The 15,617-nt window shown below is 64.9% G+C and carries 10 protein-coding genes and 3 pseudogenes; 8 read left to right on the forward strand and 5 right to left on the reverse strand.

What is annotated here, in order from left to right; translation table 11 throughout:
- Nucleotides 1-130 precede the first annotated feature (130 nt).
- From Q427_RS11260 to Q427_RS11275, 4 genes are all read left to right on the forward strand, one after another.
- A complete protein-coding gene (locus Q427_RS11260) occupies nucleotides 131-1,330 on the forward strand; it encodes a saccharopine dehydrogenase family protein (protein WP_043513887.1) in 1,200 nt (399 codons plus the stop codon).
- A gap of 6 nt (nucleotides 1,331-1,336) precedes the next feature.
- Nucleotides 1,337-2,509: a carboxynorspermidine decarboxylase gene (nspC, locus tag Q427_RS11265; RefSeq protein ID WP_231613643.1), complete on the forward strand. Its 1,173-nt coding sequence runs from the start codon at nucleotides 1,337-1,339 to the stop codon at nucleotides 2,507-2,509.
- A 146-nt stretch (nucleotides 2,510-2,655) separates the two neighbouring features.
- Nucleotides 2,656-3,060, forward strand: coding sequence for an amino acid kinase family protein (locus Q427_RS35285; protein ID WP_043513889.1), 405 nt, complete (start codon nucleotides 2,656-2,658; stop codon nucleotides 3,058-3,060).
- The gene (locus tag Q427_RS11275) at nucleotides 2,994-3,953 is read left to right on the forward strand and encodes an amino acid kinase family protein (RefSeq protein WP_051496300.1); all 960 of its coding nucleotides are present in this window, start codon (nucleotides 2,994-2,996) and stop codon (nucleotides 3,951-3,953) included. The genes Q427_RS35285 and Q427_RS11275 overlap by 67 nt, the downstream gene beginning before the upstream one ends.
- A gap of 168 nt (nucleotides 3,954-4,121) precedes the next feature.
- Here Q427_RS11275 and gap read toward each other — a convergent pair whose 3' ends face one another.
- Nucleotides 4,122-5,144, reverse strand: a complete 1,023-nt coding sequence (gene gap / locus Q427_RS11280; RefSeq protein WP_043513891.1) for a type I glyceraldehyde-3-phosphate dehydrogenase — start codon at nucleotides 5,142-5,144, stop codon at nucleotides 4,122-4,124.
- A 279-nt stretch (nucleotides 5,145-5,423) separates the two neighbouring features.
- Here gap and pyk point away from each other — a divergent pair.
- The 3 genes and pseudogenes from pyk to pgi all read left to right on the forward strand — a co-directional run bounded on the left by pyk (nucleotide 5,424) and on the right by pgi (nucleotide 9,089).
- Nucleotides 5,424-6,889: pseudogene (pyk, locus tag Q427_RS11285) on the forward strand (pyruvate kinase).
- A pseudogene (locus Q427_RS11290) lies at nucleotides 6,886-7,367 on the forward strand (methylglyoxal synthase). Before pyk ends, Q427_RS11290 begins: the two co-directional pseudogenes overlap by 4 nt.
- 57 nt (nucleotides 7,368-7,424) lie before the next feature.
- Complete coding sequence (pgi, locus tag Q427_RS11295; RefSeq protein ID WP_043513893.1) at nucleotides 7,425-9,089, forward strand: glucose-6-phosphate isomerase; 1,665 nt, start codon at nucleotides 7,425-7,427, stop codon at nucleotides 9,087-9,089.
- A gap of 6 nt (nucleotides 9,090-9,095) precedes the next feature.
- On the opposite strand, the gene Q427_RS11300 is transcribed toward pgi, so the two are convergent.
- The gene (locus Q427_RS11300; RefSeq protein ID WP_043513895.1) at nucleotides 9,096-9,509 is read right to left on the reverse strand and encodes a fluoride efflux transporter FluC; all 414 of its coding nucleotides are present in this window, start codon (nucleotides 9,507-9,509) and stop codon (nucleotides 9,096-9,098) included.
- Nucleotides 9,506-9,898, reverse strand: a complete 393-nt coding sequence (locus tag Q427_RS11305) for a fluoride efflux transporter FluC (protein ID WP_043513897.1) — start codon at nucleotides 9,896-9,898, stop codon at nucleotides 9,506-9,508. Before Q427_RS11305 ends, Q427_RS11300 begins: the two co-directional genes overlap by 4 nt.
- A gap of 670 nt (nucleotides 9,899-10,568) precedes the next feature.
- Between Q427_RS11305 and ybiO the strand changes: the two are divergent.
- Nucleotides 10,569-12,898 (forward strand): annotated as a pseudogene (ybiO, locus tag Q427_RS11310) (mechanosensitive channel protein).
- A gap of 411 nt (nucleotides 12,899-13,309) precedes the next feature.
- Here the strand turns inward: ybiO and Q427_RS11315 are convergent.
- Both Q427_RS11315 and Q427_RS11320 read right to left on the reverse strand, forming a co-directional pair.
- Nucleotides 13,310-14,572, reverse strand: coding sequence for a heme biosynthesis HemY N-terminal domain-containing protein (locus tag Q427_RS11315; protein ID WP_043513898.1), 1,263 nt, complete (start codon nucleotides 14,570-14,572; stop codon nucleotides 13,310-13,312).
- Nucleotides 14,569-15,617: uroporphyrinogen-III C-methyltransferase (locus Q427_RS11320; protein WP_043513900.1), on the reverse strand; the 1,049-nt coding region annotated here is incomplete at its 5' end. The genes Q427_RS11315 and Q427_RS11320, both read right to left, overlap by 4 nt.

Raw genomic sequence — 15,617 nt, forward strand, 5'->3', positions numbered from 1 at the left:
GCCGGCGCGCCATTATCGCGCCCAGCGCGTGAGCGAGACCGTGGCATCGGGTCCGGGCACATCAGGTTGGCCCCCGTTCCGATAAGACCCTATATTTGAAAGACATTTTCCGACCTGGATTCGACAACCAATGAGCAAAGTCCTGATTATCGGCGCCGGTGGCGTCGGTGGCGTGGTTACCCACAAGTGCGCACAGCATCCCGAGGTCTTCTCCGAGATCTGCCTGGCCAGTCGCAACGAAGACAAGTGTCGCGCCATCGCGGCCCAGTTGGATCGCCAGATCCAGACCGCCCAGGTGGACGCCGACGACGTCGAGGCACTGGTTGCCCTCATCGAATCGTTCAAGCCCGACTTGCTGATCCATGTGGCACTGCCCTATCAGGACCTGACCATCATGGAGGCGTGCCTGCGTACCGGGGTGCCTTACCTGGATACCGCCAACTACGAGCATCCGGACGAGGCCAAGTTCGAGTACAAGGAGCAGTGGGCCTTCCAGGAGCGCTATGCCAAGGCAGGCGTCATGGCCACCCTGGGCTGCGGCTTCGACCCGGGCATGACCAACATCTACTGCGCCTACGGCCAGAAGAACCTGTTCGACGAGATCCACCAGATCGATATTCTGGACGCCAACGGCGGCGACCACGGCTACCCGTTCGCCACCAACTTCAATCCCGAGATCAATATCCGCGAGATCACCGCCAACGGCCGCTACTGGGAAGAGGGCGAGTGGAAGGAGACCGCCCCCCTGGCCGAGAAGCGCACGTTCGATTTCGACGGTATCGGCGAGAAGGATCTCTACCTGCTCTATCACGAGGAGCTGGAATCCCTCTCGCAGAACATCAAGGGGCTGAAGCGGATCCGCTTCTGGATGACCTTCTCCGAGAAATACATCACCCACCTCAAGGTGCTCGAGAACGTGGGCATGACCAGCATCGAGCCGATCGAGTTCGAGGGCAAGCAGATCACGCCGCTGCACTTCCTCAAGGCGATGCTGCCCGACCCGGCGTCCCTCGGTCCGCGCACCAAGGGCAAGACCAATATCGGCGTGATCCTGGACGGCATCAAGGACGGCAAGCGGCGCAAGGTGCATATCTACAACATCTGCGACCACGAGGCCTGCTACCGGGAAGTGCAGTCACAGGCGATCTCCTATACCACCGGCGTGCCCGCGGTCACCGGCGCCATGCTGATGCTGGAAGGGATCTGGAAGGGTGCCGGCGTGTTCAACGTCGAGCAGCTCGACCCGGACCCCTTCATGGAGCGCATCGGCGAGATGGGCCTGCCGTGGCAGGTGGTCGAGCTCGACCCCGACGCCGACCCGCTGGCCTGATCGCGCATGGCATCGCAGAACATGGAAAAGTCGGTCTACCCATTTGACGTGCAGGCCTGCCCGTCGCCGGCCTATGTGGTGGATGACGCCCTGCTACGCAAGAACCTGGCCCTGCTCAAGCAGGTCCAGGTAGACAGCGGTGCGCATATCCTGCTGGCGCTGAAGGGCTTCGCCATGTGGGATACCTTCGGCATGGTCCGGGAATACCTGGTCGGCACCACCGCTAGCGGCCAGGACGAGGCGCGACTGGGGGCGGAGACGTTCGGCGGCGAGGTGCACTGCTATTCGCCGGCGTTTACCGAGGAGGAGATGGAGGTGGTGCTGCGCTATGCCGACCACATCAGCTTCAACTCCCCCACCCAGTGGCTCCACTTCCGCGATACCGTGGCCTCGGCGCCGCGCAGCATCTCCTGCGGCCTGCGGGTGAACCCCGAGTACTCCGAGGGCAAGGTGGCGCTGTATGACCCCTGCGCCCCTGGCTCACGCCTGGGCACCCGGGCAGTGGATCTCGAAGGTGCCGATCTCGCAGGGCTGGAGGGGCTGCACTTCCATACCCTGTGCGAGCAGAACAGCGACGCCCTGGAGCATACCCTGGAAGCCTTCGAGGCCAGGTTCGGCGCCTACCTCGCCGGGATGAAGTGGGTCAACTTCGGCGGCGGCCACCACATTACCCGGGCCGATTACGACGTGGACCGCCTGATACGGGTGATCCGGGAATTCCGCGCGCGTTACCCGGGAGTCGCGGTCTACCTGGAGCCCGGCGAGGCCATCGCCCTGGGTACCGGCTACCTGGTCAGCACCGTGCTCGATATCGTCCATAACGATGGGGATATCGCCATCCTCGACACGTCGGCCACGGCACACATGCCCGACGTGCTGGAGATGCCCTACCGGCCCGAGGTCATCGGCGCCGGCGAGCCGGGCGAGAAGGCCTTCACCTATCGGCTGGGTGGGCTCACCTGCCTGGCCGGCGACGTGGTGGGCGAATACTCCTTCGATCAGCCGCTGCAGGTAGGCGATCGGCTGGTATTCACCGACATGGCCCACTACACCATGGTGAAGACCACCACCTTCAACGGTATGCGCCTGCCCGCCATCTGTCGAGTGGCCGAAAGGACCCGGGCCATACGCACGGTGAAGCGCTTCGGTTATGAGGATTATAAGCAGCGCCTTAGCTAGAAGCCCGCTCGCTGAACCACAGGCACCTCCGGGTGCCTGTTTCGTTTCTGCACCGCCATTTTAGTCCCAGCCCTCCCTCCTCTTTTCCCCTGCTACGCTTTCACGCAGGGTAGGGGCGCTATATCACCAGCCAGGGAGAGCCAGCAATGACTACCGTGTTCAAGTTCGGCGGTGCCTCAATCAAGGACGCCGACGCCATACGCCGCCTGATGCCCCTCATCGAGGCCCACCAGGAGCGGCCGCTGGTGGTGGTGATCTCGGCCATGGGCAAGACGACCAATGCCCTCGAGGCGCTGCTGGCCGACGCCCGTGACGACAGCCGCAGCGATAGCTACCGTGGACGGCTTGATGAGCTCAAGGCCGGCCATGAGGCCGTCGCGGAAGCCTGCTGGGTGACGAGGCCCGGGAACTCAAGGAGCGCGTCGGGGAGCTGGTCAAGGCGCTGGATGAGCAGCACCGGCGCCATCGCGAGAGCTCCTATTCGGTGCACTACGACCAGACCGTCTGCTACGGTGAGCTGCTCTCCACCACGATCGTCGCGGCATGGCTGAGCCGTGAGGGTGTCGCGACGGATTGGCTGGATGCTCGCGAGCTGGTCATCACCGACGACAACCACCAGGATGCCAACCTCGATTGGCAGGCCACCAGGGAGGCCATCCGCAGCGGCGCGGGACATGGCAACCGGTTGCGACTGACCCAAGGCTTCATCGGCGGCACCTCTGATGGCATCTCCACCACGCTCGGCAGGGAAGGCTCGGACTTCAGTGCGGCGATCTTCGCCCACTGCCTGGATGCCGCGGAGGTGGTGATCTGGAAGGACGTGCCGGGCCTGTTCAATGCCGACCCCCGGCGCTTCGACAACGCCGTGCAGCTGAAGCGGCTCTCCTACGCCGAGACCATCGAGCTCGCCTGGCACGGCGCCAAGGTCATACACCCCAAGACTCTGGGGCCGCTGAAACAAAAAGCGATTCCGCTGACGGTACGCTCCTTCGAGAAACCCGACGCGCCCCCCAGCACCATCGGCGCGGAAACCCGATTCGATGTCGAACACCCCTCCTGCATCCTGCGCGACGACCAGGTGCTACTCGAGGTGAAGCCGAAGGACTTCTCGTTCATGGACGAGCCGCGCCAGCATGACATTCTCGGTCGACTGGTGGAGGCCGGCGTTCACGCCAACCTGATCGACGGCGGCGCCATGCAGCTCACGCTCTGCCTCGACAACAAACCCGAGCGACTGGAGCCGCTGATCAAGTCGCTGGACGCCGACTACAGTCTCGAACGCCAGGAGGCCCTGACACTGCTCACCGTAAGGCACGCCAGCGAATCACTGCTGGAGCGGCTCAGCGAAGGGCGCGAGGTCCTTGCCGAACGGCGCAACACCACGACCGCCCAGCGGCTGTTCAGAAGTGACCAGTGCCCTGAGACCTGGCATATCCCCGACTGACGCCTGGCCCTGGAGAGTCGTCGATTCCGGACATGAACAAGCTGCGCCGGGGGCAACGCTCGCTGCGTAACGCCGCGTCATAAGATCCAGGCAGCGGTCACGACAAGACGCCGGGGCGATGGCTCGCCCCGGCGCTCATTGGATTCGACCTGGCGCCAGCTCACCACATCAGGCGGCGTCGCGCTTGGCATCGCTCGCCGCCTGCATGGCCAGGGCCGTGTCGAGCATGCGGTTGGAGAAACCCCACTCGTTGTCGTACCAGGCCATCACCTTGACCAAGCGGCCGTTCACTCGGGTGTGGTTGGCATCGAAGGTCGAGGAGTGGGCATCGTGATTGAAGTCGATTGAGACCAGCGGCTGGGCGTTGACCGCCAGCACCGGTGAGGCCTCCGCCGCCTTGGCGACGATGGCGTTGATCTCCTCCCTGGTGGTATCGCGGCTGGCGGTGAACACCAGGTCGACCAGGGAGACGTTGATCACCGGCACCCGCACCGCCAGGCCGTCGAACTTGCCGGCCAGCTCCGGCAATACCAGGCCCACCGCAGCGGCGGCCCCGGTCTTGGTGGGGATCATGGAGTGGGTGGCGCTGCGGGCCCGGTAGGGGTCGCTGTGGTAGACGTCGGAGAGGTTCTGATCGTTGGTGTAGGCGTGCACCGTGGTCATCAGGCCGTTCTCGATACCCACCGACTCGTTGAGCACCTGGGCGATCGGTGCCAGGCAGTTGGTGGTGCAGGAGGCGTTGGAAACCACCTTGTGCTCGGGCTTGAGTACGTCCTCGTTGACGCCGTAGACGATGGTGGCGTCGGCATCGGGGCTCGGCGCCGAGATCAGCACACGACCGGCGCCTGCAGCCAGGTGCTTCGCCGCCGCCTCACACTTGGTAAACAGCCCGGTGCACTCCATCACCAGGTCGACGCCCAGGGATTTCCAGGGCAGGGCCGACGGATCGCGCTCCGACAGGATGGCGATACGATCCCCGTCCACGCTGAGGCTCTCCTCGTCGTGCTCCACGGAAAACGGGAAATGACCATGCACGGTGTCGTGGCGCAGCAGGTGGGCGTTGAGGGCGGGCGCCCCCAGATCGTTGATGGCAACCACCTGAACGCGATTGCGATAGCCGTTTTCGTAGAGCGCGCGCAGCACGTTCCGACCGATGCGGCCGAAGCCGTTGATGGCAACCTTGAGTGTCATGGCATCTTCCTCCCGGGAGTGGGTAGCAATTATTTTAATGTGGTGCAATTGCCGTTGAGTCTCAAGTTTTTTTGGTAATATTACAACACTTTTGGGAGCGCCCCTCGAGATTCTCACCTCGCTGCACCGCAAAATCGGCATAATCTGGAGTTGAAAGTGGCCTTTACCCTCTCGCGGCAGGCCTTGGGGAGCGGGAAAATATTGTAGTAATATTACGTCTTCGCCGCTAAGGTGGTGACATCCTGTTAACTACCGGCGTCGCCACAAGGAGGACACTCCATGTTCCATAGCCAACCTCGCCCCCCCCTTCGCCGCACCAAGATCGTCGCCACCCTGGGGCCGGCCAGCGACCGCGAGGGCGTGCTGGAGGCCATGCTTGCCGCCGGCGTCGACGTGGTGCGTCTCAATTTCTCCCACGGCTCGCCGGACGACCACCGTCGCCGCCTGGAACGGGTCCGCGAGATCGCCGCACGCTGGGCAGGGCCGTGGCCGCCCTGGGCGACCTGCAGGGCCCCAAGATCCGCATCGCCCGCTTCAGGGACGGGCCGGTGACGCTGGAGGAGGGGCAGTCCTTCCTGCTCGACATGGCGCTGGAAGCGGATGCCGGGGACGAGACCCGGGTCGGCTGCGACTACAAGACCCTGGCCGACGACGTCGTCCCCGGCGACCGGCTGCTGCTCGACGACGGCCGGCTGGTGCTGCATGTGAACCGGGTGGCCGACCACCTGATCCACACCAGCGTGGTGGTGGGCGGCAAGCTCTCCAACAACAAGGGCATCAACAAGGAGGGGGGCGGCCTCTCGGCCCCGGCGCTCACCGACAAGGACCGCGCCGACCTCAAGACCGCCATCGACATCGGCGTCGACTACCTGGCGGTCTCGTTTCCCCGCAGCGCCGCCGACATGCACGAGGCGCGGGAGCTGCTGGGCGAGGCAGGCAAGGAGATCGGCCTGGTGGCCAAGCTCGAGCGCGCCGAGGCGGTAGCCGATGCGGCGACCCTGGACGGCATCATCGAGGCCTCCGAGGCGGTGATGGTGGCCCGGGGCGACCTGGGCGTGGAGATCGGCGACGCCGAGCTGATCGGCATCCAGAAGCGCATCATCAAGCGCGCCCGCACCCTGAACCGGGCGGTGATCACCGCCACCCAGATGATGGAGTCGATGATCACCTCGCCGCTGCCCACCCGGGCCGAGGTGTTCGACGTGGCCAACGCCGTGCTCGACGGTACCGACGCGGTGATGCTCTCCGCCGAGACCGCCGCCGGCGACTTCCCGGTGGAGACCATCGAGGCGATCGACCGCGTCTGTCTCGGCGCCGAGCGCGAGAAGATCGCCCAGGAGTCCGGCCACCGCATCCACGAGGGCTTCTCGCGGATCGACGAGACCATCGCCCTGTCGGCCATGTACGCCGCCAATCATCTCACCGGCGTGGCGGCCATCGCCTGCATGACCTCGACCGGCTACACGCCGCTGATCGCCTCGCGCATCCGCTCGGGGCTGCCCATCGTCGGCCTGGCCCACAGCCCGGTGGCGCAGCGGCGCATGGCGCTCTACCGCGGCGTGGTCTCGCTGCCCTTCGATACCAGCGGTTTGGCGGCTACAGACGTCAACGGCGCAGCGCTGGCACTGCTGGTCAAGCAGGGAATTGCCAAACCGGGAGAACATGTCATTCTGACTCGGGGCGACCACATGAACGCCCATGGCGGCACCAACACCCTGAAGATACTCGAGGTGGGAACACCATGACCGACCCGCGTCCGCGGCGCACCGTCCAGCGCACTCTTCCGGCCCGCAAGCGCATCGCCCTGATCGCCCACGATGGCAAGAAAGAGGAACTGCTGGCGTGGGCCACCCACTGGCAACAGACCCTGGCCGACCATGAACTGGTCGGCACCGGCACCACCGCCGGCCGCATCTCGGCACAGCTGGGTCTCACGGTGGAAGGCCTGATGAGCGGCCCGCTGGGTGGCGACCAGCAGATCGGCGCCCGCATCACCGAGCAGCGCCTCGATCTGCTGATCTTCTTCTGGGACCCCTTCGCTCCCCAGCCCCACGACCCGGACGTCAAGGCACTGCTGCGGCTCGCCGCCCTGTGGAACATCCCCGTGGCCTGCAACGCCGCCAGCGCCGACTTCCTGATCAGCTCCCCCTGCTGTCACAGCCCTACGAGATGACCATCCCCGATGCCCAGGCATGGGTGACATCACGCAATTCACAGGGCTGACAGGCTGCCCGCGCCACCTCGCCACCTCGCCCCGACCATCGCGCCTGAGGAAACCGCATGTTCCAACTGACCCGCAGCGTCACCTGGCAGGCCCTGAAGCAATTGCAGCAGGAAACCGCCGGCGACCGGATCAAGGATTACTTCACCGCCGACCCCCAGCGCTTCGAGAAGATGAGCCTGCGCGTCGGCGGCCTGTTTCTCGACTACTCCAAGCACCATATCTCGGACACGGTGCTGGCCAAGCTGCTCGAACTCGCCGACCATTCGGCGCTGGTGCAGCGGCGTGCGCAGATGTTCTCCGGCGACATCATCAATGTCACCGAGGACCGTCCGGTACTGCACGCCGCCCTGCGCAACCTGGGCGACAGCCCGGTAATGGTCGATGGCAAGGACGTGATGCCGGAGATTCGCCGCTCCTGGGAGCAACTGCGCCAGTTCGCCGACGCCGTACGCAGCGGCGAATGGAAGGGCTTCAGCGGCAAGCGCATCAAGGACGTGGTCAACATCGGCATCGGAGGCTCGGACCTGGGGCCCAACATGGCGTGCCGGGCACTGCTCAAGCACCGCCACCCGGAGCTCGGCTTCCACTTCGTCTCCAATGTGGACGGCGCCCATATCCAGAAGGTGCTGGCACGCCTGGATCCGGCTTCCACGCTGTTCATCGTCTCGACCAAGACCTTCTCCACCCAGGAAACGCTGCTCAACGCCAAGACCGCACGGCGATGGTTCGTGGAGCAGGCCGGCGACGATGCCGATGTGGGGGCGCACTTCGTCGCCGCCTCCACGAACAAGAAGGCCGCCATGGCATTCGGCGTACGTGAGGAGAACGTCTTCGAATTCTGGGCCTGGGTCGGCGGACGCTACTCCATGTGGTCCTCCATCGGCCTGCCGATCGCCCTTTCAGTGGGCTTCGACGGTTTCATGGAAATGCTCCAAGGCGCCTACGAAATGGACCAGCATTTCCTCTCCGCCCCCTTCGACCGGAACATGCCCGTGCTGATGGCGCTGGCCGGCATCTGGAACCTCAATTTCAAAGGGGCCGAGACTCAGGCCATCGTGCCCTATGACCAGGCGCTGCATCAGTTGCCCGCCTTCCTGCAGCAGCTGGACATGGAGTCCAACGGCAAGTCGGTGGATATCTTCGGCCATCCGGTGGACTACAAGACCGGCCCCATCGTCTGGGGGCAGACCGGCTCCAACGGCCAGCATGCCTTCTTCCAGCTGCTGCACCAGGGTACCCGCTACGTGCCCATCGACTTCATCGCATCGCTCAAGCCGGAGCCGGGCGTGGAGGAGCACCACTTCGCCCTGCTCACCAACATGCTGGCCCAGGCCAATGCCTTCATGGAGGGGAGCCAGACCGGCGGCCGCCTCGACCCCTACAGCTGTCCCGGCAACCGCCCCTCCAGCGTGCTGCTGCTCGATGAGCTCACGCCGAAGAACCTGGGTGCACTGATCGCGCTCTACGAGCACAAGGTCTTCGTCCAGGGGGTGATCTGGAACATCAACTCCTTCGACCAGTGGGGGGTGGAGCTGGGCAAGCGTATCGCGGGTGAGATCAGCGACCGCCTGGATACCCAGACCCAGGACTTCGACGCCTCGACCCAGGGGCTGCTGGCCCTGGTGCGCGAACACTTCCCCACCTCGCCATCGACCGCCCCCGGGCCAGCCAAGAGCGGGAAAGGCAAGAGTGAGAAAAAGGCGAGCAGGAAGGAGCGCTGAATCGGCCTATGTTGTTCTGGCTCCAGCCGCCGCCAGCCGGGCCCTGATCATGGAGTCGCCCAGCCAGGCGGCGGCAAGCCATAGTGGCACGCTGGCCAGTACATAGAGCAGCGCCAGCCAGGGCAGGCCGCTTTCGACCAGATAGAGCGTCTCGAGGCTGAACAGCGAAAAGGTCGTGAAGCCGCCACAGAATCCGGCCACCAGGAAGGGCTGCCAGCGTGCCACGCGCCCTCCCTGGCGGCAGGCCGCATAGGCAGAGAAGGCGGCGATCAGCCAGGAGCCCAGCAGGTTCACCACCAGGGTACCCCAGGGGAAGGCCGGCCCCAGCGCCGCCATTGAGGCAACCGACACCAGGTAGCGCAGGAGACTGCCCAGAGCGCTGCCCAACCCCACCGCCGCATAGTCGCGCCAGCCGCTCATGGCGCCCCCCCCGCCAGCCACCAGCCCAGCCAGGCCAGGGCCAGCCCCGCCAGGCAGGTGGTGCCGATATTGATCAGCGCCGCCGGTGTCCGGCCGCTTTGCCACAGCGCCAGTGTCTGCAGGCTGAGGGAGGAGACCGTGGTATAGCCACCCAGCACGCCGATTATCAGGCCGAGCCAGGCCGGGGAGAGGTCGAGACTCTGAGGCACACCCAGGCGGCCGGCGATCCAGCCGGCCAGCAACGCCCCACTGAGGTTGACCGCCAGCGTCCCCCAGGGAAAACCGGTGCCCAGCCAACGAGCCAGGATCCGAGATGCCGCCAGGCGGGCCATGCCCCCCGCAGCCCCACCTACTCCCACCAGAACTACCGCGGCCCATCCGATGCTCATGCTGCCGTATCCCCAGCGGATCCTATGATGCCAACCAATGCCAGGCTATGTACGAAAACTGCCTGCGCTCGGCCATGCTGCGTTAAAAATCGGCTCAAAATACTCATTTACACCCCGTAAACTCCGCTTTTTCGCCGATTTTTGCCTTGCCTGACCTTCGCTCGCCGACTTTTCGAACATAGCCTAGCGAAGTCGTTGCGAACACACAAAAAAAGGTTCTTCACACTTTGGCGTGAACCTGCTCTGCACAGGTTGCATTGTGGAAGGGCGGCTCGACGACAGCGACGCAGGCGCCTGGGCAGGGACCGCAGCACCGGCTATAGCCGCCAACATAGGCAACACCGCGGGGAGGCTTGCAGCCTCCAGTCGCGATCTGAAGATGCTCCGACAGCGCAGCCATGAAATCCCTTGCCATTTCACACCGGTCTGCGATGAACCAAAAAAGCCACTCGCTGGGCGAGTGGCAAGAGGATCGAGCTTAGTGCGGGGATTCATGCCAAGGGGACAGGCACAGGGAAAATATGACACAACCTGTTTAGAATGTACAATTCCCGTATCGATAAACTCGCCAAATCCACCGCCGTTCGTCCCATGGTGGCAAAATCCGTATCATGAGCCGCACGGGGGCAAGACGAACCCCTGCCTACACGCCCGAGATGGAGGTCACCGCGTGATACCGACACGTTTCATCCCCTGGCTGCTTGGCTGGTTGCTGCTGGCCTGCCTGGCCGCGACACCTGCCCTGGCCCAGCCAAGCGAAGCCCCCAATGGCCCTGCCTACTCGACGCTGGCCGACCTGCTCGAGGATGAGTCATCCCGCCAGCAGCTCATCGAACACCTGCGTCGCCAGGCGATCGATGAGGGCGCCCTGGCTAGCGCCGAAGCCGTCCACGAGGGCCAGCAGCCGGCACAGGTATCGGTACCAAGGCAGCTGGCGGAGATGACCAGCCGCGTTGTCAGCGATATCGGCGGGGAGTTGCGCAATCTGGTGAGCATCGTGACCGGCCTGTTCACCGGTGACACTGCCGCCACCGACTTCGACAGGGCGGCCTTCACCTCGGCAGCGATCAACCTGGGCCTGGTGATACTGGCCACCTTCCTCTTCTTCGTCACCTTCCGCCACTTCGCCAGGCCGTTGTTCACCCGCATCAGCAGCTGGTCGCTTCAGGCCAGCAGCCTCACGCCGGTCGTGCGCCTGGTGCTCTGCGTGGCCCTGGCCGCCCTGGTGGATGTGCTGATCGTGGTGCTGGCCTACATGGCCGGCAACCTCATCGCCACCTTCGCCATCGGAGAAACCGGCGAGCTCTCCACCCGTGCATCACTGTTCCTCAACGCCTTCCTGATCATCGAACTGTTGAAGGCCGCCGTGCGGATGCTGTTCTCGTCACGCTACGAGGGACTTCGCCTGCTGCCCATCTCGGCCGACGAGGCCTCCTACTGGAACCGCTGGATCGCCCGCCTCATCGGGCTGGTGGGCTATGGCCTGATGGTGGTGGTGCCACTGGCCAACGTCTATCTGACACCGATCCTGGGGCAAGGCATCGGCGCCCTGGTCATCTTCGGCGCCTTCGTCTATGCCGTGGCGGTGGTGCTCAAGAACCGGGCTCGGATTCGCAATAACCTCGACGAACTGGCGGGGCGCAGCGACCTGACGGCAACCCGGGTCTCCCTGACGCTGTTCGCTCGCACCTGGCACCTGTTCGCCCTGGCCTACTTCCTGATGGTGCTGGTGCTCACCCTCACCCGGCCGGCGGATGCGCTGCCCTTCGTGCTCTTGGCCACGCTCAAGACACTGGCCATCGTGGTGGTCGGCATGCTCCTGTCGAGCCTGCTGACCCAGACCATCGGGCGCCGCATAAACCTTTCCGACGACCTGCGCCGCAAGCTGCCGTTGCTGGAGCCACGCCTCAACAGCTATGTGCCCAACGCCCTGCGCGTCATTCGCACCATCATCATGATCGTGGTGATCCTGCTCGTGCTCAACGCCTGGGGCGCCTTCGACCTCATGGCCTGGTATGCCTCAGAGCCGGGGCGCGGCCTGGTGGGCACGCTGGCGAGCGTGGCGACGATCCTGGTCGTCGCCATCGGCGCCTGGCTTGGCCTGGCCAGCCTGATCGAACACAAGTTGAACCCGGAGACCGGCACCGGCGAGCCCACCGCGCGCGCCAAGACCCTGCTTTCGCTGTTCCGCAATGCCCTGGCCATCGCCTGATCACCATGACGATGATGATCGTGCTGGCCGAGATCGGCATCAATATCGGGCCGCTGATCGCCGGTGCTGGTGTACTGGGCCTGGCCATCGGCTTCGGTGCCCAGAAGCTGGTGCAGGACATCATCACCGGGATCTTCATCCAGGTGGAAAACGCCATGAACACCGGCGACGTGGTCACGGTGGGCGGTATCACCGGCACAGCCGAGCGCCTCAGCATTCGCTCGGTGGGTATCCGCGACCTCTCGGGCACCTACCATATCGTGCCCTTCTCCAGCGTCGACACTGTCTCCAACTACATGCGCGAGTTCGGCTACCATGTGGGCGAGTACGGCATCGCCTATCGCGAGAGCATCGACGACGCCATCGTGGCCCTGCGCGAGGCCTTCGATGAACTGGCGGCCGACGAGGCGCACAAGATGAACATCCTGGCCCCGCTGGAAGTGGCCGGGGTAACCGGCCTCGGCGACAGCTCGGTGAATATCCGCGTGCGGATAAAGACCACCCCGGGCACCCAGTGGAGTACCGGTCGTGCCTTCAACCGGCTGGTCAAGCTCCACTTCGACACCAAGGGCATCGAGATCCCCTTCCCCCACACCACCTTGTACTTCGGCGTGGGCAAGGAGGGCGAGGCGCCGCCGGCCAACTTGCGCGTCATGCAGCAGCCCTTCGATATCAACGGGCGCCCGGGCGGGCAGCCGAGTTCCGGCGAAAGCAGTCGTTCCGGCGAGGACGACCCCCGCTCCAAGCCCAACCCGACCTTCAAGGGCGACTACGAAGACAGGGACTGATGAGATCGCCAAGAGAAACTGCGGGGGCTGCCATTGGCAGCCCCCGCGGCGTTATGAACACGCAAAAGGGGCGCCTGGTTGGGCGCCCCTTTTTTTGGTTCATCGCAGATTGGCGTGAAATGGCAAGGGATATCATGGCCGCTCTGTCGGAGCATCTTCAGATCGCGACTGGAGGCTGCAAGCCTCCCGGCGGCGTTGCCTATGTTGGCGGCTATAGCTGGCGCTGCGGTCTCCGCCAAGGCGCCTGCCGGCGCCAGTCGCGATGCGGAGCAGCGCTCCTACAGCGATTCTCTCCACCAACGGCGCCACGCCGCTGCCGTCGAGCCGCCCTTCCACAATACTTTTTTCATACGACTTCATGCCACAACACTAACTGGCATCACACCAACCCGACGTGACGCCAGCCCAATCCTACCCCTTCTTCTTGCTTTCCTTGCTGGCGTCTTCCTGTGGCGGCTCGGGCTCGGCTGGCTGGGGCAACGACGGCAGCGACTTGTCGAGCAGTTCGACGCTCTGACGATAGTAGAGCTGGCTCTTGTTGTGCTCGCCCAGATTGGCGAAGAGCCTCGCCAGCTCCGCGCAGACCACGCCACTGGGGCGCTGTCGCTGACTGGTCTCGAAATACTCCTGCGCCTTGCCCCAGTAGGCGTTGCGCAGCGCCAGCCGACCCAGGGTGAGGAGCAGGTCCGGGTCGTTGGGACGCTCCTGCAGCCACTTCTCGGCATGGACCAGCTGGCGCGCCGGGTCCACGTTGAGCAGGCCGTAGCGCAGCACCAGGCGACTGTCCCAGTGCTCCTTGAGCGAGTGGCGCAGCAGGCGCTCGGCGATACCCTCCTCGTTGCCGCGCACCAGCGCCTCGGTGTAGAGCACCACCAGCTCGACATTGTTGCGCAGCGGGTCCGGCATGTCGGCCCACAGGCTGCGCACCCGTTCCACGTTGCCCGGATCGCGGGCCTCGTGAATCAGCAGTTCCTTGTAGGCACGCAGCTCCAGCTGCTGGCGCTCCTGGGGGGAGATCAGCTGGCGCGAAGCCAGCCGGGGCATCAGGCGACGCAGTCCCTCCCAGTCGCTGACGCTGAGGTAGGCCTGCTTGAGCTGCTTGAGCACCTGCGGATGGTTGGGCAACTGCCGGTCCAGTCGGGTCAGGATCGCCAGTGCCTCCTCGTACTGCTGACGGTCCAACATCAGCTGCACCTGCATCAGGCCGACCGCGGTGTCGGCGCCGTCGGTGCTGAGGTGGGCTCGCTTCAACAGCGTGTCCGCCTGTTCATAGCGCCCCTGATAGTGGGCCGCCAGTGCGGCGGACAGGTAGTTGACCAGCGGTGTGCCGGAGTCGTCAGCGGCCTTGACCAGCGACTTCTCGGCACGCTTCCAGCGCCCTTCGGCCAGGGCCACCAGCCCTTGCACGGTCCGCTTCATGGCGTTGCGATGACGGGTCCGACTGTTCCACACCTTCAGCCGGCTGACCGGATGACTCATGCGCATCAACAGCCGCAGGACAAAGTGCAGCACCAGGAAGAGTGCCAGCAGCAGTATCAGGCCGAACCAGAAGGAGGTCTGGAAGGAGGTGTCACCGACCCGCACCAGCCAATAGCCGGGCACCGAGACCATGAGCTGGCCGAACAGCGCCCCCAGCGCCAGCCCCAGGAGTACGATCAGGAGCAGTTTTCTCATGCGTCATCTCCCCGCTCGCCACGCGAGCCGAATCGACGCTCGATGAACTGTGCCAGCGCCTGCTGGGAACCGCTGATGTCCGGCAATTCGGGGCGAATGGTCTCGCCCTTGAGTTCTTCCAGGCGCTCAATGACGGCCTGGACTTCGCTGCGCTCGGTGTCGTAATAAGCACCGATCAGTGTCAATGCCTTGTCGAGGCTCGCCTCGTAGAGTGCCTGCTCTTCCTGCAGCAGGGCCAGCTGGGCCTGCTCCAGCACCAGGCGGGCGCTCTGGCGCAGGTAGGACTCCTGCTCGGGCGTGACCAGGGTCTCCAGTGCCTCGTCGTGATGACGAATCACCACCAGATCCTTGAGCTCCTGGCCGAAGCGCGAGAGCTGCGCCTGCCAGCCACCGGCGGGGGCTTCCTGCATGCCGGAACGGGCCGGGATCTCCTCCAGCTCGCGGGACAGTGGCAGCTGCGCCAGGCGCTCCTGCTGGGCGTTCAGCGCCAGATAGAGCCCGGTGCGGTCGACCTGGGGCACGCTCTCCAGTACCGACAGCTCCGAGGCAATGGCGCGACGAACGGAGAGCAGCGCCGGATTGTCGGCTTCGTTCAAGCGATCATCGGCGGTACGCAGCAGGGCCGCCGCACCTTCCACGTCACGCTCCAGTTGGAGGCGCTGATTGGCCAGGCGCAGCAGGTAAGCGGCTTCGGCATGCAGCCACTCGCGCTCGTCGGTCTCCTGCTCGCGGGAGAGCTCATCGAGGACCTGGTCCAGCGCCGAGTCGACCTCACCGCGATAGCTGGCGAACTCGCTTCGCATCGCCTCGACGGCCTCGGCGCTCTCATCCTCGGCTGCCTCCAGGCGGCTCTCCACCCGGCTTTCCAGCTCAGCGAACTGGTCGGCCGAGGCGGCGGTACCGGCCCGCTCCTCCAGCTCTGCCAGGCGCTGCTGCTGGCTGTCCATGCGCTCCCAGGCCTTCCAGGCGAACAGGCCCGCGCCGATGCCGAGGAACAGCACCAGCACCAGGGCCAGGGTGCCCTTGCCACCCCCGTTGCGGCCGC

The organism is Halomonas sp. BC04, assembly GCF_000568385.1.

What these genes read in the sequence shown, in the direction of transcription:
- Q427_RS11300 (WP_043513895.1), bottom strand. Translation starts at nt 9,509, where the DNA reads ATGAGCGGCTGGCGCGACTATGCGGCGGTGGGGTTGGGCAGCGCTCTG.
- Q427_RS11315 (WP_043513898.1), bottom strand. Translation starts at nt 14,572, where the DNA reads ATGAGAAAACTGCTCCTGATCGTACTCCTGGGGCTGGCGCTGGGGGCG.
- Q427_RS35285 (WP_043513889.1), top strand. Translation starts at nt 2,656, where the DNA reads ATGACTACCGTGTTCAAGTTCGGCGGTGCCTCAATCAAGGACGCCGAC.
- nspC (WP_231613643.1), top strand. Translation starts at nt 1,337, where the DNA reads ATGGCATCGCAGAACATGGAAAAGTCGGTCTACCCATTTGACGTGCAG.
- pgi (WP_043513893.1), top strand. Translation starts at nt 7,425, where the DNA reads ATGTTCCAACTGACCCGCAGCGTCACCTGGCAGGCCCTGAAGCAATTG.
- gap (WP_043513891.1), bottom strand. Translation starts at nt 5,144, where the DNA reads ATGACACTCAAGGTTGCCATCAACGGCTTCGGCCGCATCGGTCGGAAC.
- Q427_RS11305 (WP_043513897.1), bottom strand. Translation starts at nt 9,898, where the DNA reads ATGAGCATCGGATGGGCCGCGGTAGTTCTGGTGGGAGTAGGTGGGGCT.
- Q427_RS11260 (WP_043513887.1), top strand. Translation starts at nt 131, where the DNA reads ATGAGCAAAGTCCTGATTATCGGCGCCGGTGGCGTCGGTGGCGTGGTT.